A 21664-nucleotide genomic window follows, 5' to 3' on the forward strand; every position below is an offset into this window, starting at 1 on the left:
GTGGCAGATATAATGCGGATGACGGGAAAGGAAAAGACCGATGGGTGTGACGGAAAACCTCAAGACTGTGCGCGACACCATCGCTGCTGCCGCCCATGAGGTCGAACGGCCGGAGGGTTCAGTGACCCTTGTTGCCGTGTCCAAGACCTTCCCCGTTGACGATATCCGCCCCGTTCTTGCCGCCGGCCAGCGGGTCTTCGGTGAAAACCGGGTTCAGGAGGCCGAGGCCAAATGGCCGGTCCTGCGCCAGGAAACCGATGGCATCGAACTGCATCTGATCGGGCCGCTCCAGTCCAACAAGGCGGCGGAAGCGGTGGCGCTTTTTGATGTGATCGAAACCGTTGACCGGGAAAAGATCGCCCGCGCTCTGGCCAAGGAAATCGAGAAGCAGGGCCGGCATCCGAAGCTGTTTGTTCAGGTCAATACCGGCAACGAGCCGCAGAAGGCGGGCATTGATCCGCGTGAAACGGCCGATTTTCTGGCGCTGTGCCGCGACGAGCTGAAGCTTGCGATCGAGGGGCTGATGTGCATTCCGCCGGTTGATGAAAATCCCGGACCGCATTTCGCCCTGCTTGCTGATCTTGCCCGCGAAAACGGCCTTCACAAGCTCTCGATGGGCATGTCGTCGGATTATCAGATTGCTGTTGCCTTCGGCGCCACCCATGTGCGTGTCGGTTCGGCCATTTTCGGCCATCGCGACTATCCGGCCTGAGGACAGGTTTTGACCGGCACGCGGAAGGCCCGCGTGCCGAAAGGGTTCACGTCGTGAAGTAATAGTCCTCGGCGAGGTCTGAGAGCAGGGTCTTTTCAACCGGCTGCCAGCCGAGTTTCGCGCGGGTGAGGGCGCTTGAGGCGCGGCTGTTCATCATCGCGAAATGGGTGAACATGCCATAATAGGCCTCTGCCTCTTCAGCCGAAATGCTCTTCACCGGAACGCCAAGGCCCTTGCCGATGGCCGAGGCGAGGTCGCGCATGGCAATGCCTGTCTCCGCCACGGCGTGGAAACGGTCACCGGCTTCGCCCTTTTCCAGGGCCAGGGTGAAGACCTTCGCTGCATCGAGCCGATGGCCCGCTGCCCAGCAATTGCCACCGTCGCCGACATAGGCTGCATGGCCTTTTTCGCGGGCGATATTGATCAGCCAGGGGGTGAAACCATGATCGCCCCTGCCATGGGTGGTCGGCGGCAGGCGGACGATCATGGCCCGCACATTCTTGTCCAGCCCGGCAAAGCTGGCCTTTTCCGAAATCCGCGGGAATCCCGTGTTTTCCGGGGCCATCATCTCTTCCGTTGCCAGTTCGCTTGTCTGCAGCACCCCGGTTCCGGAGGTGGCGATGAAGGGCTTGCCAGTGCCTGAAAGCGCATCCACCATGGCGGCAATGGCCTTGCCGTCAATGGCGCAGTTCTCGGCGAAATGGGCGAAATCATGAATGAAGGCCGTGTGGATCACGCCATCGGCGGCAGCGGCCGCCTCGGCCAGAAGATCATAGTCCTCGATCGTGCCGCGCAGCACTTTCGCGCCAGCGGCCTCAATCTTTGCGGCGGCGCCATCGGAGCGGGCAAGACCGGTCACGTCATGGCCGGCGGCAACAAGCGCGGCCACGGTCGGCGTTCCGACCCAGCCAGAGGCTCCGGTTACAAAAACACGCATGGTGAAATCATCCTGTCAGTCGTTTCGGTAAATTCATCGGATCCGATGCTTGCAGGATAGGGGGCGGAGGCGATACGATCTATGCGTTGTCGTCCGTATTTCTTTCGCAATCGTCCGGAGACTGGTTATGGATCCCCTGTCTGACGTCCTGTCGCTGTTGCAGGTGAAGAGCTATATGTTTGGTGGTTTCGAAGTTGGCGGACCCTGGTCTGTCAGCTATGGCGGCCATAAGGGTATCAAATGCTATGGTATTACCAGCGGCGCCTGCTTTCTGGCTGTGGAGGGGGCGGGCGCGCCCGTCCGGCTGGTTGAAGGCGATCTTTTTATCCTGCCGCGCGGCCTGCCTTTCCGCCTGGCGACGGATCTTGATCTTGAGCCGGTTGATTTCCGCGAATTTCTCAAACGCCCGGCGGATGGCGGCGTATTGATGATCAATGGCGGTGGTGATTTCGGCATGATCGGCGGACATTTTGCCATCGCCGGCGGAAGTGCCGGCATGCTCATCGATGTTCTGCCACCCGTCGTTCACATCAACCGGCAAGATGATCGTGAGGCATTCCTGTGGTCGATTGCGCGCATGCGCCAGGAGCTTGCGGAACCGCGCCCGGGTTCGTTTCTGATGGGCGAACATATGGCGCATATGCTGCTGCTGCAGGCTTTGCGCGCCTATCTGGTGGGCAATCAACATCGTGATGCCGGCTGGCTTTCAGCCTTGAGCGATCCGCAGATCGGCGCGGCGATCGGCGCCATTCATGCTGATCCGTCCCGACGCTGGAGGCTTGCCGGACTGGCGGAGCAGGCGGGCATGTCGCGCTCCTCCTTTGCCGAGCGCTTCCGGCTGCTGGTCGGATCAACGCCGATGGATTATCTGACGCGCTGGCGCATGCTGCTGGCGGCCGACCGGCTGAAGAGCGCAAAGGAACCGGTGGGGCAGATCGCGCTGTCGCTTGGCTACGAGTCCGAGGCTGCCTTTTCCACCGCCTTCAAGCGCGTCATGGGCACATCACCGCGCCAGCATGAGCACACAGCCGCCTGATGCGACGCAGAAAGGGCGGCTGACGCCGCCCCGATCATGTCCGTCAGTAAAGCTCGGCCAGTGTTTCACGTGAAAAGGCTTCGAGCTTGTCGGTCTCGCCGTTCTTCACCTTTTTCACCCATTCCGGGTCCTTGATCAGCGCCCGGCCGACGGCGATCAGGTCGAATTCGTCCTTTTCCATCCGTTCCACCAGATTGGTGATCTCTTCGGCTGAGGCCGCCGTCTGCTGGCCGCCGAACGAGCCGAGGAAGTCGGCGCCGGAAAGGCCGAGCGAGCCGACCGAAATCGTCGGGACGCCGGTGATCTTCTTGGCCCAGCCGGCAAAGTTCAGACCCTTTTCGCCGTCGATTTCGGCAAATTCCGGTTCCCAGAAGCGACGCTGCGAGCAATGGAGAATATCAACGCCTGCATCGACCAGCGGCTCCAGCCATTCGGCCATCTCATCCGGATTGCTGGCGATACGGGCCTTGTAATCCTGCTGCTTCCACTGGCTGAGCCGCATGATCACCGGCATGTCGTCCGATACGGCAGCGCGAACCGCCTTTGCGACCTCAACGGCGAAGCGGACGCGTTCGGAAATCGATGCGCCGCCCCATTTGTCTTCACGCAGGTTCAGCGGTGCCCAGAAGAACTCGTCGATCAGATAGCCATGGGCTCCGTGGATTTCGACAACGTCGAAGCCCAGCCGCTCGGCATCGGCGGCGGCTTTGGCAAAGGCTGCGATCGTATCGGCGATATCGGCGTCACTCATGGCGCGGCCGCGCGGCTTGCCGGGCGCAACAAGGCCGGAGGGGCTTTCCGTCTGGTCGGGATCGGGAAAGTCCGGGCTGTTGATGGTCGGGCCGACATGCCAGATCTGCGGGCCCATCCGGCCACCGGCGGCGTGGACCGTGTCGATGACATTTTTCCAGCCGGCCAGTGCCTTTTCGCCGTAAAAATCCGGGATGTTCGGATGGTTCTTCGAGGTCGGGCGGTCAATCACCGTGCCTTCAGACAGGATCAGCCCCACGTCGTTTTCAGCGCGGCGGCGGTAATAATCGGCGACATTGCTGCCGGGCACGCCTTCCGGCGAGAACTGGCGCGTCATCGGCGCCATCACAAAACGGTTCTTCAGGTTCAGTTTTTTGAAGCTGAAGGGTCTGAAAAGCGTGTCAACGGAGCTGGTCGGCATGGGAGAACCTCGAAATTGGTTTGAACAGGCCTTAGGTATAAATTATAAACCTAGTGTCAATAAGGCACTTTTACGCACCCAGGTATAGGCGAGGAAACCACCATGGATCGATATCAGCCGGACAGCTGCCCGCAATTTGATGTGTCCTGCCAGTCGCGTGCGATCCTTGACGAGATTTCGGGCAAATGGTCGATCATGGTTCTGGCGGTGCTGGCCTATGGGCCGCAGCGTTTCAACGGGCTGAAGCGGCGGCTGGACGGCATTACCCAGAAGGCGCTGACCCAGACGCTGAGGCGCCTGGAGCGCAATGGCCTTGTCTCGCGCAGCGTGATCGATACATCGCCGGTGGCGGTCGAATATGCGCTGACACCGCTCGGCGCATCGCTGAAATCGCTCTATTGCGCCCTTTACGGCTGGACCATCGACAACCGCATCGAGATCGATGAAGCGCGGCGGCGTTTCGATGAGAAAAATGCCGCCTGAAATGAAAAAAGGGCCCGAACGGGCCCTCAGGTTGCTGACGAACCTTGCCCCTTTTTGCCGACGTCATGCCTGTGCTTGTCACAGGCATCCAGCCGACGCGCGTCCGCGCGGCGAAAGAATCCGTCTATTCAATATGTTATGAATCTGGATCCCCGTGACAAGCACGGGGATGACGACGGAGGGAGGGGCTATTTCACCCCAAACAGGCAATGTGAACGAATTTGTCAGCAGACTAAGGGCCCGAACGGGCCCTTTTGTTATCCGGGATCGAAAGCGATCAGAACTTGTCGTCTTCCTCTTCCTCGTCGTCCTTCTTCAGTGACGAAAAGCGCGAGAAAACCTCATCAGCCGACATTTCGCGCTCTTCGCGACGATCGTCGTAATCATTGCCGAGGCCTTCGGTATCACGGGCCGAGACCAGCGTGGCTTCCATTTCCTCGGGCGAGGGCAGCGGCCGGTCCTTGGCGGAGCGCTCAACTTCGAGGTCAAGGTCGATCTGGCTGCAAAGGCCGAGCGTCACCGGATCCATCGGCGTCAGATTGGCGGCGTTCCAGTGGGTGCGCTCGCGGATCTGCTCGATGGTCGATTTGGTGGTGCCGACGAGACGCGAAATCTGCGCATCCTTCAGTTCCGGATGGTTTCGCACCAGCCAGAGAATGGCGTTCGGGCGGTCCTGGCGCTTGGAAACCGGCGTGTAGCGCGGGCCCTTGCGCTTGGATTCCGGCACGCGCACGCGCGGCTCCGAGACCTTGAGCTTGTAGTTCGGGTTGCCTTCGCCGCGGGCGATCTCGTCACGCGAAAGCTGGCCGGTCGAGATCGGGTCGAGGCCCTTAATGCCCTGTGCGGATTCACCATCGGCAATGGCCTTCACCTCGAGCGGGTGCAATTTGCAGAGTTCGGCAATCTGATCGAACGACAAGGCTGTGTTGTCTACGAGCCAGACGGCGGTTGCCTTGGGCATGAGCAGCTTCTGTGCCATTTGGATAAAGTCCTTCTGTCGTCCGCGCCGGTGTCGCGGGCCGTGGGTCGTTACCACATTTTCCGGGAAATCATGGCATCTCTATAGTGTGAAAGTTCGCCAATTGCAAATCAGAAGCCAGAATTGACGAATGTCTTATTGATGCCACATCCGATGTTGTTATGAATCAGGATTAACCCGTGCGCTTGCAGGCGCCGGTCGGAGAAATGCTGAACAACTTCGGAGGAGGAAGCCATGTCAGCCAAGGTCTACCCGGTTTCGAAATCGGAAAAAGCGCGCGCCCTGATCGACAAGGCGAAATACGACAAGTGGTATGAGGAAAGCGTCGAGGATCCGGTCAAGTTCTGGGACAAGCATGGTCGCCGGATCGACTGGTTCAAGCCTTACACCAAGGTGAAGAACACGTCCTTCAACGGCCGCGTCTCGATCAAGTGGTTCGAGGACGGCCAGACCAATGTGTCCTATAACTGCATTGACCGTCACCTGAAGACCCATGGCGAGAGCACCGCCATCATCTGGGAGGGTGACAACCCCTATATCGACAAGAAGATCACCTATAACCAGCTTTATGATCAGGTTTGCCGCATGGCGAACGTGCTGAAGAAATATGGCGTGAAAAAGGGTGATCGCGTCACGATCTACATGCCGATGATCCCGGAAGCGGCTTATGCGATGCTCGCCTGCGCCCGTATCGGTGCCATTCACTCCGTGGTCTTTGCAGGCTTTTCGCCGGAAGCGCTGGCGGGGCGTATCGTTGACTGTGAATCGACCTTCGTCATCACCTGTGATCAGGGCGTGCGTGGTGGCAAGCCGATCCAGCTGAAGGAAAATGTCGACCTCGCCATCGATATCGCCGCCAAGCAATATGTCTTGGTCAATCACGTTCTGGTGGTGCGCCGCACCGGCGGTCATATCGGCTGGGCGCCGGGCCGCGATGTCTGGTATCACGAGGAAATCAAGACGGTGAAACCGGAATGCCCGCCGGTGAAGATGAAGGCGGAGGACCCGCTGTTCATTCTCTACACGTCCGGTTCCACCGGCAAGCCGAAGGGCGTTCTGCACACCACAGGCGGTTATCTCGTCTGGGCCTCCATGACCCATGAATATGTGTTCGATTATCGCGAGGGCGAGGTGTTCTGGTGCGCGGCCGATGTCGGCTGGGTCACCGGGCATTCCTATATCGTCTATGGGCCGCTCGCCAATTGCGCCACCACGGTGATGTTCGAAGGCACGCCGAATTTCCCGGATTACGGCCGGTTCTGGGAGGTGATCGACAAGCACAAGGTCAATATCCTCTATACCGCGCCGACGGCGATCCGCGCCCTGATGGGCGCTGGCGATGACCTGGTCAAAAAATCCTCGCGCGAAAGCCTGCGGCTGCTCGGCTCGGTCGGCGAACCGATCAACCCGGAAGCCTGGGAATGGTATCACCGCGTGGTCGGCGAAGAGCGCCTGCCGATTGTTGATACCTGGTGGCAGACGGAAACCGGCGGCATCATGATTTCGCCGTTCCCGGGCGCCACCGATCTGAAGCCGGGGTCTGCCACAAAACCCTTCTTCGGCATCAAGCCGCAGCTGGTCGACAATGAGGGCCAGGTGCTGGAGGGCGAGGGCATCGTTGACGGCAATCTCTGCATCACCGACAGCTGGCCCGGCCAGGCCCGGTCCGTCTATGGTGATCACAACCGCTTCATCCAGACCTATTTCTCCACCTATAAGGGGAAATATTTCACCGGCGACGGCTGCAAGCGCGACGAGGACGGCTATTACTGGATCACCGGCCGTGTCGACGATGTGCTCAACGTTTCCGGCCACCGGCTTGGCACGGCGGAAATCGAGAGCGCGCTGGTTTCGCATCATTTCGTCTCCGAGGCTGCCGTGGTTGGCTATCCGCATCCGGTCAAGGGGCAGGGGATCTACTGCTATGTGACACTGATGAGCGAGCATGAGCCGAATGAGGCACTGCGTCAGGAACTGGTGAAATGGGTGCGCGCCGAAATCGGCCCCATTGCAACGCCGGACAAGATTCAGTTCGCTCCCGGCCTGCCGAAAACCCGTTCCGGCAAGATCATGCGCCGCATTCTGCGCAAGATCGCCGAGGATGATTTTGGTGCGCTCGGCGATACATCAACGCTGGCCGATCCCGGCGTGGTTGATGATCTGATCGAAAATCGCCAGAACCGTTCCGCCGCGGCGGCATAAGACTGACCCGGCATTCAGGTTGAAGGTCCGCAGCTGAGACAGGCTGCGGGCCTTTTCTTATGCGTCATCGATTGCAATCATGGTTTCGCGGATTATGCTTTCCGCCCAAAATCATGGTTCTGAAACATCGGGAAGGAAAACGGCATGGCACTCGGCTTCATCGGTACCGGCGAAATCACCAAGGCGGTTGTGATCGGGCTCAGCACGGTTGCGGGAGACAAGCCGGACATCATCCTGTCGCCACGCAATGGGCAGATTGCCGGAGAGCTGGCGGCACGTTTCGCGAATGTGACGGTGGCGGCAAGCAATCAGGCGGTGATTGATGCTGCAGACATGCTGTTTCTGGCGCTGCGCCCGCTTGGGGCTGGCGAGATCCTGAAGACGCTGACCTTCCGCGCTGGCCAGCATGTCGTCTCCTTCATGGCCACCTATGATGTGGCGGCCATCAGGGCGCTTGTCGCACCGGCTGACACGGTGACGCTGGTAACGCCGCTCCCGGCGGTTGCCTTCCATGGCGGACCGACGCCGATCTATCCGCCCGATGATGAAATCGTCGCGATGTTTTCTCCGCTCGGCACGGCAGTCGCGGTTGAGACGCCTGAGGAATATCAGGCGCTCTGCGTTGCCACTTCGACCCTTGCCGGGGCCTTTGCCTATTACGAGACGATTGCCGATTGGCTGGAGGCGAAAAATGTCCCGGCCGACAAGGCGCGTGCCTTTTCCGGTGCGGTTTTCTACGCGCTGGCGGCGACCGCGAAGAACGCACCGCATCTGAATTTTTCCGAGCTGACACTGGAATCGGCGACCAAGGGCGGCACCAATGAACAGGTGGTGAAGCTGCTGAAGGAACGTGGCGTCTATAATGCGCTCAATGACGGCATGGATGCGATCTGGGAGCGTTTCGAGAACGCCAAGAAATGATGCTCGATTCCGAACTGACGGAAATATTGAAGACCCGGCTTCTGGCCCTTGAGCCGGGCGATTTTCATTTTCCCGCGCTTTACGGTGAAGGCTGGGATGATCTCTATATCGGCGACAAGGTCCGCCTCGGCCGCGAATTTCTTGCCGCCGTGCGCAAGGGCACATTCCCCGGTGTCAGCGATACCGGGGAAAAGAAGGGCGGCGGACGGATTTACCGGAAGGACTAGGCGGCTTTACTCCGCCGCCTGGCTTCCCGCACCGAAGCGTTTTTCAATGTAATCGGCGACCAGGCCTTCGAAATCGGCAGCGATATTGGGGCCACGCAGGGTCATGGCCTTCCTGCCGTCGATGAAGACCGGAGCGGCGGGGGTCTCGCCGGTTCCGGGCAGCGAAATGCCGATATCGGCATGCTTGCTTTCGCCCGGTCCGTTGACGATACAGCCCATCACCGCGACATTCAGCGCCTCGACGCCCGGATATTTCTCACGCCAGACCGGCATGTTCTTGCGGATATCGGCCTGGATCTTGGATGCCAGTTCCTGAAACACCGTCGAGGTGGTGCGGCCGCAGCCGGGACATGCGGCGACCACCGGCACGAACTGGCGGAAGCCCATCACCTGCAGCAATTCCTGCGCCACCTGCACTTCGCGGGTACGGTCGCCGCCGGGTTCCGGCGTCAGCGAGACACGGATCGTGTCGCCAATGCCATGCTGCAGCACGTAGCCCATGGCGGCCGAGGAGGCGACAATGCCCTTTGTGCCCATGCCGGCCTCGGTCAGACCCAGATGCAGCGCATGGTCAGACCGGGTGGCGAGCATGGAATTGACCGCGATCAGGTCCTGAACCTGGCTGACCTTGGCCGACAGGATGATCCGGTTGCGCGGCAGGCCGATCTCTTCGGCAAGCTCGGCCGACAGAAGCGCCGACTGGACGATCGCCTCGCGGGTGACCTCACGGGCGGAAAGCGGCGAACCGTTCTCGCTGTTTTCATCCATCAGCCTGGTCAGGAGCTCCTGATCAAGCGAACCCCAGTTGACGCCGATGCGCACCGGCTTGTCGTAGCGGATCGCCATTTCGATGATCTGGGCGAACTGCTTGTCACGCTTGTCCTTGAAGCCAACATTGCCGGGATTGATGCGATATTTGGCCAGCGCCTCGGCGCAGGCCGGGTGATCGGCAAGCAGCTTGTGGCCGATATAGTGGAAATCGCCGATCAGCGGCACATCCATGCCAAGCCGCAGCAGCCGCTCGCGGATCTTCGGCACGGCGGCAGCGGCCTCATCGCGGTCCACGGTGATGCGCACCAGTTCCGATCCGGCCCGGTGAAGGGCTGCGACCTGGGCAACGGTTGAATCGATATCAGCCGTATCGGTATTGGTCATCGACTGCACGACCACCGGCGCCCCGCCGCCGACAATCACACCGCCGACATCGACGGCAACGGAGGAACGGCGGGGTTTGGGATCAAAATTGTGCTCGGCTGTCATGACAGTCTCCGGCTCGGCTATTTTCATGTCCTTCAGGTGGATCAAAGCTTGGCTCATGTCAACATTGTCGAGATCCTGCGATCAGCCCCGATCCGCATGGCGGGCGAGCGGAGCCAGTGCGAAAACCACCACGTGAAGCAGGGCAAGTCCGGCATAGACCGGAGCAAAGCCGGTATGTTCGGCGATGAAGCCGATGGCGGACGGCGCCACCAATATGCCGGAATAGCCAAGCGTTGTCGTGACGGAAAGGCCAATGCCGGGTGCAAGGCCCGGCAGGTTGCCGGCAGCCGAAAAGGCGATCGGGATCATGTTGGAAATGCCGATGCCGGCAATGGCAAAGCCCAAAATCACCAGCGGTACGGAAGGCGCAAGACCAATCATGAGAAGGCCGATAACCGACATGGCGGCGCAGAAGCGCAGGGTCGAGACGGCGCCGAAACGGTCGCGCACCTTGTCGCCGGCAAAGCGCATGGCGGTCATGGCCAGCTCGAATGCGGCAAAGCCGAAGCCGGACCAGGCGATGGCGACCATCCGCTCATCTTTCAGGTAAAGCGCGCTCCAGTCCATGATTGCCCCTTCCGGGATCATCGAAAACAGCGCCATGATGCCGATCAGCCATGGAAGCGGCGTCAGCGGCAGGCGCAGTTTTTCGCGTTTGGCCTCCGTTTCCGGCGCATCCGGTGTGACATTTTTCCATGCTAGGGCGATCAGGCCGCCGCCGATCAGCGTGGCGATGATGGCGTGGCCGAAAACACCGATGGCGGCGATCAGCATGCCGCCAAGGGCAGCACCGATCAGCCCGCCAAGGCTCCAGAAGGCGTGGCAGGACGACATGATCGAGCGATGCTCGACCTTCTCGACGCTGACCGCATTGCCGTTCATCGATACATCCATCATCGCCATGGTGGAGCCGAACAGGATCATGATGATGACGGCGAGCGGCACGCTGGTGACGAGTGTGATCAGCAGCAGCATCGGCAGGAATGAAAGCGCCACGGTTTTCAGCACCCGGGCCGAGCCAAACCGGGCAATGGCGATGCCGGTCACGGGCATGGCGGCAATGGAGCCGACACCGAAGGTCAGGATCATCAGCCCGAGTGCGCTTTCTGAAAGCTGAAGCCGTTCGGCAAATTCCGGGATCTTCGGTGCCCAGGATCCGGTGAAGAAACCGTTCATGAGGAAGAGCAGCGACACGGCGCTCCGTTTCTTCGTCATATAGCGCGTCGGACGCGCAATGGAGGCAAATTCGGTCATAGCGTTCTCATCAGGGCGTGATTTCAATCGGATTGCCGTCAGGATCGGCAATCACCGCTTCGTAAAAGCCATCGCCCGTCCGGCGAGGCGGGCTTTTCAGAAAGCCTTCTGTCTCGGCCCTGCGGGCCATCCGGTCCACCGCATCGCTGCTTCCGAGTGCGATCGCCAGATGCGCATAACCTTGCCGTTCCGCACCGGCGATCGCGGGCTTAAGTTGCGGCAGCTGCATGATTTCTATGGCAGGACCCTGAGACAGGGTGATGAAGCGGGACACGAATCCGGGTCTGCGCCGGCTTTCATAGCGCGGACCGATCACAGCGCCGAAGTGATCTCGGTAAAATGCCGCCATCCGTTCCAGATCACCGGTCCACACCGCCACATGGGCAATCATCGTCATGGCGCTGTCTCCTTTCCGGCGGAGATCAGCCTGGCACCGGCAGATCGCAGCGCCGCCCATGCTTCGCCATCAAGGGCGGGATCGACGATCAGCCCGTCCAGGGCGGTGAGCGCGGTCACCGCATGCGGGGCACGGGTTGCGATCTTGTCCGCGGTGACCGCTGCGATCATCCGGTCGGCACGGGCGGCGGCGGCGCGCTTGAACAGTGCATCGTCATAGTGAAAACAGGTCACTCCGGCCTCGATATCGACGCCGCAGGCGCCCAGCACGCAGAGATCAAAATGAAATTGCGAAAGCTCCGACACCGCTTTGGCGTCCACCGCACCGCCGACGGATCGGTGGATGACGCCGCCGATCATGATGACGGTCACGGCGGCATGGGCATCGAGCGCCGCAGCGATGGCCGGTGCATTGGTGACCAGCGTTACATCTGCATCGGCCATGGCGCGGGCGGCGGCGATGTTGGTGCTGGAAGCATCGAGGAACACGCTCATGCCCGGCATGATTTCGGCGGCGATGGCGCGGCCAAGCAGCGCCTTGACGTCGCTGTTCTCATGATCGCGGCGGCCAAGCCGGCCGCTTGATGGCGTAACCGGCAGCGCACCGCCATAGACCCGTTCACACAGGCCGCGTGCGGAAAGCTCCCGCAGGTCCCGCCGGATCGTGTCTTCGGACACGGCAAAATCTGCCGCCAGATCGGCGGCAATCACCCGCCCGTCCTGCGAAAGCCGTTGCATGATGGCCGTCTGCCGCTCGCGCATCAATATATCATTCATGCCGATTTTCCGGATTAATCGCGTTTGATCATGCATAAACGTGCATGAACCGGCATGCAAGCCCAAAAACAAAGGGCCGCTTTCGCGGCCCTCTCGATCGTCAAGCTGAAGGTCGGTAAGGCTTAAGCCTCGTAGACCACCAGAAGGTCCTTGGCATCGATCTGGTCACCGGCTTTGACATGGACTTCCTTGATCACGCCGTCACGGTCGGCATGAAGCGCGGATTCCATTTTCATCGCCTCGATGGAGACCAGAACGTCGCCGACGGAGACCTGCTGACCTGCCGTAACGGCAACAGTGGAGATCACGCCCGGCATCGGCGCACCGACATGGGCGGTGTTGCCGACCTCGGCCTTCGGCCGCGCGCCGGCGCCGGCGGCACCATGGGCGCGGTCGGGAACCTTGATCGTGCGCGGGGCGCCGTTCAGTTCGAAGAACACCGAAACCATGCCCTTCTCGTCCACCGAGGTGATCGCCTGGTTCTGGATCACCAGTGTCTTGCCGCGTTCGATCTCGGCCAGCAATTCGTCGCCTTCACCAATGCCGTAGAAATAGGATGGCGTTGGCAGGACGGCGACGGGACCATAGGTTTCCAGCGCCAGTGCATAATCGACAAAGACCTTGGGATACATGAGATAGGCAGCAAGCTCGAAATCATCGAGCGGGCGGCCGATCTTTTCAGCACCTTCGGCGCGCTCGGCTTCGAGATCTGCATCTTCCAGCAGCGATCCCGGGCGCACGACATAGGGACTGTCGCCCTTCAGTGCCTTCTTCTGCAGCGCTTGCGGCCATCCGGCCGGCGGCTGGCCAAGATCGCCCTTCAGCATCGAGATGACGGAATCGGGGAAGGACATGTCCTTGCCCGGATTTTCGACATCGGCGACCGAAAGATCCTGGCTCACCATCATCAGCGCCATGTCGCCGACAACCTTGGAGGACGGCGTTACCTTGACGATATCGCCGAACATCTGGTTGGCGTCGGCATAGGCCTGGGCCACTTCGTGCCAGCGGCTTTCAAGACCGAGCGAACGGGCCTGTTCCTTCAGATTGGTGAACTGGCCACCCGGCATTTCATGCAGATAGACTTCCGAGGCCGGCCCCTTGAGATTGCTCTCGAAGGCCGAATACTGGTGGCGAACGGCCTCCCAGTAGAAGGAGATGCGGCGGATATAGCCGGTATCGAGACCCGGATCACGCTCATGGCCCTTCAGCGCTTCGACGATCGAGCCGAGGCAGGGCTGCGAGGTGTTGCCGGAGAAGGCATCCATGGCGGCGTCAACCGCATCAACGCCGGCATCGACGGCAGCCAGAACCGTAGCCGCTGCCACGCCCGATGTATCATGGGTGTGGAAGTGGATCGGCAGGCCGATCTCTTCGCGCAGCGCCTTGAACAGCACCTTGGCGGCAGCCGGCTTCAGCAGGCCTGCCATATCCTTGATGGCGATGATATGGGCACCGGCGCTTTCCAGCTCCCTGGCCAGATCGACATAATATTTCAGATCATATTGCGGACGCTTCTCGTTGAGAATGTCGCCCGTGTAGCAGATTGCCGCTTCGCAGAGCTTGTTCTCCTCGATCACGGCATCCATGGACACGCGCATATTGTCGACCCAGTTCAGGCAGTCGAAGACGCGGAACAGGTCGATCCCGCCCTTGGCCGCCTGGCGGACGAAAAACTTCACGACATTGTCGGGATAGTTCTTGTAGCCGACGCCATTGGCGCCGCGCAGCAGCATCTGCAGAAGCAGGTTCGGCGCCTTTTCGCGCACCAGCGCCAGCCGCTCCCACGGATCTTCCGTCAGGAAGCGCATGGAAACGTCAAAGGTGGCACCGCCCCAGCATTCGAGTGACAGCAGTTCGGGCAGCGCCCGGGCATAGGTGCCGGCGATCGTGGCAATGTCATGGGTGCGCATGCGGGTGGCAAGCAGCGACTGGTGACCGTCACGCATGGTGGTGTCGGTGAAGAGCACGCGCTTTTCGTTGCGCATCCACTTGGCGAATTTTTCCGGCCCCATCTCGTCGAGAAGCTGCTTGGTGCCGGCCTTCGGCTCACTGTCGCCGATATGGGGTACAACCGGCGGCGCAATCTCATCGGACGGCCTTGGCCGGCCCTTGACCTCCGGGTGGCCGTTGACGGTCACGTCGGCGAGATAGGTCAGAAGCTTGGTGGCACGGTCCTGACGTCTCACCTGTGAGAACAGCTCCGGCGTTTCATCGATGAAACGCGTCGTATAGCTGTATTCCATGAACTTCGGATGGGTGATGATCGCCTCAAGGAAGGTGAGGTTGGTCGCCACGCCACGGATACGGAACTCGCGCAAGGCGCGGTTCATCCGGCGGGCGGCCTCTTCCGGCGTCGGTGCCCAGGAGGTCACCTTTTCCAGAAGCGGATCATAATAGCGGGTGATCACCGCACCGGAATAGGCCGTGCCGCCGTCAAGGCGGATGCCGAAGCCGGTGGCGCCGCGATAGGCGGTGATGCGGCCGTAATCCGGGATGAAATTATGTTCCGGATCTTCCGTGGTGATGCGGCACTGCAGCGCATGACCGCGCAGCTTGATCTCCTCCTGCGGCGGAACGCCGGATTCCTCCGTCCCAATGGCAAAGCCATCGAGGATGTGGATCTGCGCCTTGACGATATCGATGCCGGTCACGGTTTCGGTCACGGTGTGCTCGACCTGAATACGCGGATTGACCTCGATGAAGTAGAATTTGCCGGTATCGGCATCCATTAGATATTCGACGGTGCCGGCGCCGACATAATTGGTCGCCTTGCCGATACGGATCGAATATTCGGCAAGTTCGGCGCGCTGTTCTTCCGACAGATAGGGCGCGGGCGCACGCTCGACGACCTTCTGGTTGCGGCGCTGGATCGAACAGTCACGTTCGAACAGGTGAACCACATTGCCATGGGTGTCGCCGAGGATTTGGCTTTCGACGTGGCGGGCACGCTCGACCAGCTTTTCCAGATAGACTTCATCCTTGCCGAACGCGGCCTTGGCTTCACGCTTGGCCTCGGTCACCTCGCGGGCGAGATCGTCTTTCGAACGGATGACGCGCATGCCGCGGCCACCGCCGCCCCAGGAGGCCTTCAGCATTACCGGATAGCCGATTTTCTCGGCCATCCTCGCCACTTCATCCATATCTTCGGGCAAGGGCGGGGTTGCCGGAACCACCGGAACGCCGACCTCAACCGCGAGATTGCGCGCGGCAACCTTGTTGCCGAGCCGGCGCATGGTCTCGGCCTTGGGGCCGATGAAGGTAATGCCGGCTTCTGCACAGGCATCGACGAATTCGGGGCTTTCAGACAGAAGGCCGTAGCCTGGATGAATGGCGTCGGCGCCGGAAAGCTTGGCGACGCGGATGACTTCTTCAATCGACAGATAGCTTTCGATCGGTCCGAGATCGTGGGAAAGATGCGGACCACGGCCAACCTGATAACTTTCGTCGGCCTTGAAACGGTGAAGCGCCAGTTTGTCTTCCTCCGCCCAGATGGCAACCGTTTTTATATCGAGCTCGTTTGCAGCGCGAAAAACACGGATGGCAATTTCTGAACGGTTGGCAACAAGAATTTTGGAAATCGGCAAGGACGGCCTCCTCAACAGCACGGGCGGAAAATTCGCTTGATAAAATTCATAGTCAATGACCCGCTGAAGCGCAAATCGCTTACAGGCGACATGGACGTAATTCTGGCGCAATCAGGAGATTAGCCCAATTCGGAAGGCAGATGCTATCAGATTTTGTCGGTTGCGTGCGCCAAGTTTTTCCTGCAGGCCGTTCACATACCAATCGACCGTATGGTTTGAAATGCCGATCGAGCGACCGATCTCGATCGAGGTCATGCCCTCCGCCAGCCTGGTCAAAATGCTTTGCTCGCGTTCGCTTAGCAGCATATTATTCTTGCCGGTTGCGCGTGGTATTCTCGGCTTGGATGCGCCGCCAAACTTTATGTGGCAATGGTAAGCCACATGCGCCATGGCAGAAAACAGCGTCAGTTCGAACGGCGACAAATCGATCTTGAGATCCGAGGCGATCCAGAGATTGGCGACGAGCCCCTCGCGACGGAACACCGGCAGGCAGAAGCCCGAGACCAGGCCCCAGCTGATGGCCTCGGCCCGCAGCATTTTAACCTGTGAATAATTCGGGCTGTCGCTGTTTATGACCTGATAGGCGGTTTCCCAGGAAAAGGGTGCTTGCGCTGTCTCGAGGTGGAGCATGGTCGGATCAACGCGATAGTACTCCTTGTCCAGATAATGCTCGAACGAGTAGGGCGGCAGAACCTGCCATATGGGTTCCGGGAACCGGGCGCCATCTATGACGACAAGCTGATGAAGGCCGAAATGCTTGAATTGATAGGCGTTGATTGCCTTTTTGAGCGCAGCACCAACGTCGCCATGGCGATTGACCTCATGCGCGATGACGAGAAATTCCAGAATCGAATTAATCTTACTCAAAGGACGCTTTGTTCCCTTGCTTAGCCTGACGAGCAGGAAACCCCATTTTGACACCTCCCTGAAAGGTGCATCGCAAAAATGTCCGATGAACGAACGGAATGCAAACTAAAATAGAATAGCGGCCCCCTGCTGGCAGCAATGCGGGTAAAATGGAGCCTCTTTTCGACAGCGTCGGTCACGGCGAAACCATGCGGCCGCTATCCGCAGATCGGTGACCGGGCCGCGCTTCAGGACGCGGCCCGGCCTGTTGTTCAAAGTCTCCGCCTTCAGGTTCGCAGTACCCGGTAGATGGCGGGAATGATCAGAACCGTCAGAAGTGTCGACGAGATCAGCCCGAACAGCAGCGAGATTGCCAGCCCCTGGAAGATCGGGTCGGCCAGGATGACGGCCGCACCGATGATGGCTGCGAGTGCCGTCAGCAGGATCGGCTTGAAGCGGATGGCGCCAGCCTCGATCAGGGTTTCCGTCAGCGGCACGTCCTCCGATTTCGCATGGCGGATGAAATCGACCAGCAGGATCGAGTTGCGCACGATGATACCGGCGAGCGCGATGAAGCCGATCATCGATGTCGCGGTGAAGGGCGCATGGAACAGCCAGTGCCCCGCCATGATACCGATAAAGGTCAGCGGGATCGGCGTCAGGATGACCAGCGGCACCTTGAACGAACCGAACTGGGCGACGACGAGGATATAGATCCCCAGAAGCGCCACCATGAAGGCCGCGCCCATGTCACGGAAGGTGACCCAGGTCACTTCCCATTCGCCATCCCACAACAGCACAGGTTCGGCCTCGTCTTCCGGCTGGCCATGAAGCTTGATCACCGGCTTCGGCAGGTTGCCCCAGTCCATCTTGTCGATAACGTCCTGAACGGCCAGCATGCCGTAAAGCGGCGCCTCGAAATCGCCGGCAAGCTCGCCCGTGACCATATCGGCGAAATGGCCGTTATGGCGGAAGATCGTGTAAGAGGTCGGCTCCTCGGTGACCTTCACCACGTCGCCAAGCTCGACGACATCCGAAGTCGTACCGTCACTTTGCGACGAGGGAACCGGCGTTGCCAGGAAGCTTTCATCCAGCACCTTGTCACCCTTGGGACGGGCAATCTCGATCGGGATCGGCTGGCGGCCGCCGCCGCGATGCGAATAACCGACCGTGGTGGTGGCATTCAGCGCCTGCAGCGTGTCGAAGACATCGTCTTCCGAAACACCGTAATATTCGAGATCGTCGCCGGAGATTGTCACCCGCAGCCGCTTGGTCTGCTGACCATAGCTGTCATCGACATCGACAATGAAGGGCACGGAATTGAAGGCTTCCCGCACCTTTTCGGCAACGGCGCGCCGGGTTTGGGCATCGGGCCCGTAGATTTCCGCCAGAAGCGTCGCCATGACCGGCGGTCCGGGCGGCGGCTCGACGACCTTGAGCGACGTGCCATCCGGCACGCTGACGTCGGCAAGGATCTGCTGGCGCAGGTCAAGCGCGATCTCGTGGCTGGTGCGCGAGCGCTCCCCCTTGGGCGTCAGGTTGATCTGCACGTCTCCCTGCTGCGGCTGTTCACGCATGTAGTAGTGGCGGACGAGGCCGTTGAAGTTGAAGGGATCGGCGGTGCCGGCATGGGTCTGCACCGAGACTACTTCCGGCGTTTTGAGGACGACGGCGGCAACGGCCTGGGCAACCGCATCGGTTTCTTCGACCGATGAGCCTTCCGGCAGGTCCAGCGTGACCTGCAGTTCCGACTTGTTGTCGAAGGGCAGCAGTTTCACCGTGACATGCTTGGTGTAGAACAGGCTCAGCGAGCCGAAGGTGGCGATGACGACGATGGCGATGAAGCTCCAGGCCCTGAACTTGGTTTTCAGGATCGGCCGGGCAACGGCTGCATAGGCCCTGCCGAGAAGGCCGCCGCCATGGGCATCCTCATTGTGCAGCTTGGCCGTGCCGGCAATCTTCACCATCAGCCATGGCGTGATCATCACGGCAACGAAGAAGGAGAAGATCATTGCCGCCGAGGCCACGGCCGGGATCGGGCTCATATAGGGGCCCATCATGCCGGAGACAAACATCATCGGCAGCAGGGCGGCAACCACGGTCAGCGTTGCGACAATGGTCGGATTGCCGACTTCGGCGACCGCATCAATGGCGGCGCCAACGCGCGAGCGCCCGTCCTTCATCGCCCAGTGGCGGGCGATATTCTCGATGATGACAATCGCGTCATCGACGAGAATGCCGATCGAGAAGATCAGCGCGAACAGCGAAACGCGGTTCAGCGTGTAGCCCATGATATTGGCGGCAAACAGCGTCAGAAGGATCGTCACCGGAATGACGATGGCAACGACCAGCGCTTCCCTCAGACCAATGGCGATGGCGACCAGAATGATGATCGAGATGGTTGCCAGTGCCAGGTGGAACAGCAGTTCATTGGCTTTTTCATTGGCGGTCTCGCCATAGTCGCGGGTCACCGCGACACTCATCGTGTCGGGGATCAGCCGGCTCTTCAGCTCATCCACACGATGCAGGATCTGATCGGCCACGGTCACCGCATTGGCGCCCGCCCGTTTGGCAACGGCAAGGGTGACGGCGGGAACGCGATCGACCGAGCCATCGGCATTGAGCGAGACATTGGCGGTGATGGCATCGGAATCATTGGTGATGAAGCTGACATTGGCGACATCGCGGACATAGACCGGCCGGCCGTCATTGGTGGTGATCAGAAGGTTGCCGATCTCCTCCGGCGTCGACAGCGTTTCGCCCGCCATGACGTCGATCTGCATATTGCTGTTGCGCACGGTGCCGGTCGAAAAGGCGCGGTTTGCCGCCGTCACCTTGGCCGTCAGGGCCTGCAGGCTGACGCCGTACAGCGCCAGCTTTTCCGGATCGGGCGCGATACGGATCGCATCGCCGGTCTCGCCGACGAGATAGGTCAGACCGACATCGTCGATCTTGGTGAGCTCGGTCTGCAATTCGCGGGCGACGCGTGACAGATCGGCCGCCGTCACATCCTGGCCCTTGTCGGCGCTGGGCGTCAGCGTCAGCGCGACAATGGCAACATCATCAATGGTGCGGCCGACAATGGAAGGCTCGGGAATGCCGACGGGGATTGCCGACATATTGGCCATGACCTTGTCATGGACGCGCAGCACCGCTGAATCGGCCGGCGTGCCGACCTTGAAGCGGGCGGTGAGCATGACCTGGTTGTCATTGGTCTGGCTGTAGACATGCTCGACATCATTGATGCCCTTGATGATGGTCTCAAGCGGTTCGGTGACCAGCTTGACCGCGTCCTCGGCCTTCAGGCCCGGGGCCTCGACAATGACATCGACCATGGGAACGGAGATCTGCGGCTCTTCCTCGCGTGGCAGCGTGAACAGTGCCACAATACCAAGCGCGAGCGCTGCCAGCAGGAAAAGGGGCGTCAGCGGCGAGGAGATGAAACTCTTCGTCAGACCGCCGGCAATCCCGAGCTTTTGCGGTTTCATGGCAGGATCACCTCATCGCCGGTTTCGAGCCCGGTCAGCACCTCGACCATATCCTTGCCATCGACCGTGTTGTGGCGGCCGGTGATCACGGTTTTCTCGCGTGTTTCGCCATTGCCGGCGTCAACGGTCACGAAATCGAGGCCATAACGCGTGGTGACAGCGTCTGCCGGCACCATCAGCGCCTGCCGGGAGCCGATCGGAACGCGCACCAGAATGCGCTGCCCGACATAGGCGGCCTGAAGATTATCGGCGGTGACATCGACATCGGCGATGATCCGTCCGTTCTCGAGTTCGGGATAGAGCTTGACCAGCCGGCCCTGCTGCAGCGCGCCGTCGGTGGCGCGGCTGATTTCCAGGGTCGAACCCTCCGCGAGCAGACTGGCATGACGCTCGGGGATCGACAGGCGCAGGAAAATGCCGCCGGAGCCGATCGTCGCCACGGTTTCACCCGACTGAATGACGGACCCCTTGACCAGCGGCACGGTCAGAACCTTGCCGGTGGCCGGTGCCACGACTTCACCCTCATGCATCTGCTGCGACACGACTTCCATATTGGCCTTGGTTGCCGCGATATTGTTGGTGACCACGTCGACATTGGTTTTCAGCGTATCGAGCTGCTGGTTCGACAGCACGCCGCGTTCATTCAGCTGCTGACCGCGGTCCAGTTCCGACTGGGCGTTTTTCAGCGAGGCTTCCAGCCCGAGAAGCTGGGCCTCATAGGCCTTGATCTGATAGTCGAGCTTGTCATCCTTCACGGTTGCGATGACATCGCCCGCCTTGACGGCGTCGCCTTCGGTCACCACCAGTGTTTCCAGCGTGCCGCCAATGCGCGCGCGGGCGGGAATGGTGTCGCGTGCCTCGACGGCGCCATAGACCGCCTTCCATTCCGGAACGGTCACGGGCTCAAGCTTCAGTGTCGCGGCCATGGCGGGCCATGCGGCGAGCACGGCGCCGGCGATCATGGCGGAATGCCAGAACGGAATTTTCATCATCATTGCCCCTCGTCAGGCTTTCAGAACGCGCAGCCGGGTTTGAAACCGAGCTTGCGGAAGATCATCGCGGCCGGGCAGAAACCGGTGAAAGCCGACTGCAGCATATTGATGCCGATAAAGGCCGTGAACCAGAGAAAATAGATGCTGACAAGCGCAGTCAGCAGCACGGAAATCAGAACCATAATGCCGGCAAAGGCCAGAACCATACGATCAAGCGACATGACGAACTCCCTCGTGTTAATATACGTAGTTTCGTATATACGATATTATTGAAAATTTGCAAGGACTGTTTCGACCCCCGCGGCCGGTTCTCTTCCGGCTGGCGCGGCGAGAATAAGCGCCGATCACATCCGCGTGATCTGGAAACCGCGGCGGTGAATGCCTAAATTTCTGCAA

At 60.3% G+C, this 21664-nt stretch carries 18 protein-coding genes; 6 read left to right on the top strand and 12 right to left on the bottom strand.

Translation table 11 applies throughout. The features are described from left to right. The first annotated feature begins 40 nt into the window (after positions 1-40). A complete protein-coding gene (locus HCK86_RS16660) occupies positions 41-712 on the top strand; it encodes a YggS family pyridoxal phosphate-dependent enzyme (RefSeq protein WP_176085613.1) in 672 nt (223 codons plus the stop codon). 46 nt (positions 713-758) lie between these two features. On the opposite strand, the gene HCK86_RS16665 is transcribed toward HCK86_RS16660, so the two are convergent. Then, entirely contained in the window at positions 759-1649 is an 891-nt protein-coding gene (locus HCK86_RS16665; RefSeq protein ID WP_176085614.1) for an SDR family oxidoreductase, read from the bottom strand. Positions 1650-1776: 127 nt separating this feature from the next. Between HCK86_RS16665 and HCK86_RS16670 the strand changes: the two genes are divergently transcribed. Then, a complete protein-coding gene (locus tag HCK86_RS16670) occupies positions 1777-2685 on the top strand; it encodes an AraC family transcriptional regulator (RefSeq protein ID WP_176085615.1) in 909 nt (302 codons plus the stop codon). Positions 2686-2728: 43 nt separating this feature from the next. Here HCK86_RS16670 and HCK86_RS16675 read toward each other — a convergent pair whose 3' ends face one another. After that, entirely contained in the window at positions 2729-3856 is a 1128-nt protein-coding gene (locus HCK86_RS16675) for an NADH:flavin oxidoreductase (protein ID WP_176085616.1), read from the bottom strand. Positions 3857-3958: 102 nt separating this feature from the next. Between HCK86_RS16675 and HCK86_RS16680 the strand changes: the two genes are divergently transcribed. Further along, positions 3959-4339 carry a helix-turn-helix domain-containing protein gene (locus tag HCK86_RS16680; protein WP_176085617.1) on the top strand — a complete coding sequence of 127 codons (381 nt, stop codon included), beginning with the start codon at positions 3959-3961 and terminating at the stop codon, positions 4337-4339. Positions 4340-4616: 277 nt separating this feature from the next. Here HCK86_RS16680 and HCK86_RS16685 read toward each other — a convergent pair whose 3' ends face one another. Next, positions 4617-5318: a DUF1013 domain-containing protein gene (locus tag HCK86_RS16685; protein ID WP_141150186.1), complete on the bottom strand. Its 702-nt coding sequence runs from the start codon at positions 5316-5318 to the stop codon at positions 4617-4619. A gap of 234 nt (positions 5319-5552) precedes the next feature. On the opposite strand from HCK86_RS16685, the gene acs reads away from it, so the two are divergent. From acs to HCK86_RS16700, 3 genes are all read left to right on the top strand, one after another. Continuing rightward, complete coding sequence (gene acs, locus HCK86_RS16690; protein ID WP_176085618.1) at positions 5553-7520, top strand: acetate--CoA ligase; 1968 nt, start codon at positions 5553-5555, stop codon at positions 7518-7520. A gap of 144 nt (positions 7521-7664) precedes the next feature. Beyond that, entirely contained in the window at positions 7665-8441 is a 777-nt protein-coding gene (locus tag HCK86_RS16695; protein WP_176085619.1) for a pyrroline-5-carboxylate reductase, read from the top strand. After that, positions 8438-8668, top strand: coding sequence for a DUF1413 domain-containing protein (locus tag HCK86_RS16700; RefSeq protein WP_210259943.1), 231 nt, complete (start codon positions 8438-8440; stop codon positions 8666-8668). Before HCK86_RS16695 ends, HCK86_RS16700 begins: the two co-directional genes overlap by 4 nt. 6 nt (positions 8669-8674) lie before the next feature. Here the strand turns inward: HCK86_RS16700 and ispG are convergent, their stop codons facing one another. From ispG to HCK86_RS16745, 9 genes are all read right to left on the bottom strand, one after another. Beyond that, positions 8675-9928, bottom strand: coding sequence for a flavodoxin-dependent (E)-4-hydroxy-3-methylbut-2-enyl-diphosphate synthase (ispG, locus tag HCK86_RS16705; protein WP_176085620.1), 1254 nt, complete (start codon positions 9926-9928; stop codon positions 8675-8677). Positions 9929-10009: 81 nt separating this feature from the next. Then, positions 10010-11182: an MFS transporter gene (locus HCK86_RS16710; RefSeq protein WP_176085621.1), complete on the bottom strand. Its 1173-nt coding sequence runs from the start codon at positions 11180-11182 to the stop codon at positions 10010-10012. Between the two features lie 10 nt (positions 11183-11192). Next, the gene (locus HCK86_RS16715; protein WP_176085622.1) at positions 11193-11579 is read right to left on the bottom strand and encodes a VOC family protein; all 387 of its coding nucleotides are present in this window, start codon (positions 11577-11579) and stop codon (positions 11193-11195) included. Beyond that, entirely contained in the window at positions 11576-12355 is a 780-nt protein-coding gene (locus HCK86_RS16720; protein WP_176085623.1) for a DeoR/GlpR family DNA-binding transcription regulator, read from the bottom strand. Before HCK86_RS16720 ends, HCK86_RS16715 begins: the two co-directional genes overlap by 4 nt. Before the next feature lie 122 nt (positions 12356-12477). Further along, a complete protein-coding gene (gene pyc / locus HCK86_RS16725) occupies positions 12478-15942 on the bottom strand; it encodes a pyruvate carboxylase (RefSeq protein WP_176085624.1) in 3465 nt (1154 codons plus the stop codon). 111 nt (positions 15943-16053) lie between these two features. Continuing rightward, a complete protein-coding gene (locus HCK86_RS16730; protein ID WP_176085625.1) occupies positions 16054-16863 on the bottom strand; it encodes a LuxR family transcriptional regulator in 810 nt (269 codons plus the stop codon). Between the two features lie 212 nt (positions 16864-17075). Further along, positions 17076-20276, bottom strand: coding sequence for an efflux RND transporter permease subunit (locus tag HCK86_RS16735; RefSeq protein WP_176085626.1), 3201 nt, complete (start codon positions 20274-20276; stop codon positions 17076-17078). Beyond that, positions 20273-21271, bottom strand: a complete 999-nt coding sequence (locus HCK86_RS16740; RefSeq protein ID WP_246739643.1) for an efflux RND transporter periplasmic adaptor subunit — start codon at positions 21269-21271, stop codon at positions 20273-20275. Before HCK86_RS16740 ends, HCK86_RS16735 begins: the two co-directional genes overlap by 4 nt. Positions 21272-21288: 17 nt before the next feature. Next, positions 21289-21489, bottom strand: a complete 201-nt coding sequence (locus tag HCK86_RS16745) for a DUF2892 domain-containing protein (RefSeq protein WP_176085627.1) — start codon at positions 21487-21489, stop codon at positions 21289-21291. Positions 21490-21664 lie beyond the last annotated feature (175 nt).

The organism is Martelella sp. HB161492 (assembly GCF_013184775.1).
Lineage (GTDB): Bacteria > Pseudomonadota > Alphaproteobacteria > Rhizobiales > Rhizobiaceae > Martelella.

Excerpts from the sequence above, each read along its gene's own strand:
- HCK86_RS16695 (WP_176085619.1), top strand. The coding sequence starts at position 7,665 with ATGGCACTCGGCTTCATCGGTACCGGCGAAATCACCAAGGCGGTTGTG.
- HCK86_RS16700 (WP_210259943.1), top strand. The coding sequence starts at position 8,438 with ATGATGCTCGATTCCGAACTGACGGAAATATTGAAGACCCGGCTTCTG.
- HCK86_RS16740 (WP_246739643.1), bottom strand. The coding sequence starts at position 21,271 with ATGATGATGAAAATTCCGTTCTGGCATTCCGCCATGATCGCCGGCGCC.
- HCK86_RS16675 (WP_176085616.1), bottom strand. The coding sequence starts at position 3,856 with ATGCCGACCAGCTCCGTTGACACGCTTTTCAGACCCTTCAGCTTCAAA.
- acs (WP_176085618.1), top strand. The coding sequence starts at position 5,553 with ATGTCAGCCAAGGTCTACCCGGTTTCGAAATCGGAAAAAGCGCGCGCC.
- HCK86_RS16735 (WP_176085626.1), bottom strand. The coding sequence starts at position 20,276 with ATGAAACCGCAAAAGCTCGGGATTGCCGGCGGTCTGACGAAGAGTTTC.
- HCK86_RS16745 (WP_176085627.1), bottom strand. The coding sequence starts at position 21,489 with ATGTCGCTTGATCGTATGGTTCTGGCCTTTGCCGGCATTATGGTTCTG.
- HCK86_RS16710 (WP_176085621.1), bottom strand. The coding sequence starts at position 11,182 with ATGACCGAATTTGCCTCCATTGCGCGTCCGACGCGCTATATGACGAAG.
- ispG (WP_176085620.1), bottom strand. The coding sequence starts at position 9,928 with ATGACAGCCGAGCACAATTTTGATCCCAAACCCCGCCGTTCCTCCGTT.
- HCK86_RS16685 (WP_141150186.1), bottom strand. The coding sequence starts at position 5,318 with ATGGCACAGAAGCTGCTCATGCCCAAGGCAACCGCCGTCTGGCTCGTA.
- HCK86_RS16715 (WP_176085622.1), bottom strand. The coding sequence starts at position 11,579 with ATGACGATGATTGCCCATGTGGCGGTGTGGACCGGTGATCTGGAACGG.
- HCK86_RS16665 (WP_176085614.1), bottom strand. The coding sequence starts at position 1,649 with ATGCGTGTTTTTGTAACCGGAGCCTCTGGCTGGGTCGGAACGCCGACC.
- HCK86_RS16720 (WP_176085623.1), bottom strand. The coding sequence starts at position 12,355 with ATGAATGATATATTGATGCGCGAGCGGCAGACGGCCATCATGCAACGG.
- HCK86_RS16670 (WP_176085615.1), top strand. The coding sequence starts at position 1,777 with ATGGATCCCCTGTCTGACGTCCTGTCGCTGTTGCAGGTGAAGAGCTAT.
- HCK86_RS16660 (WP_176085613.1), top strand. The coding sequence starts at position 41 with ATGGGTGTGACGGAAAACCTCAAGACTGTGCGCGACACCATCGCTGCT.
- HCK86_RS16680 (WP_176085617.1), top strand. The coding sequence starts at position 3,959 with ATGGATCGATATCAGCCGGACAGCTGCCCGCAATTTGATGTGTCCTGC.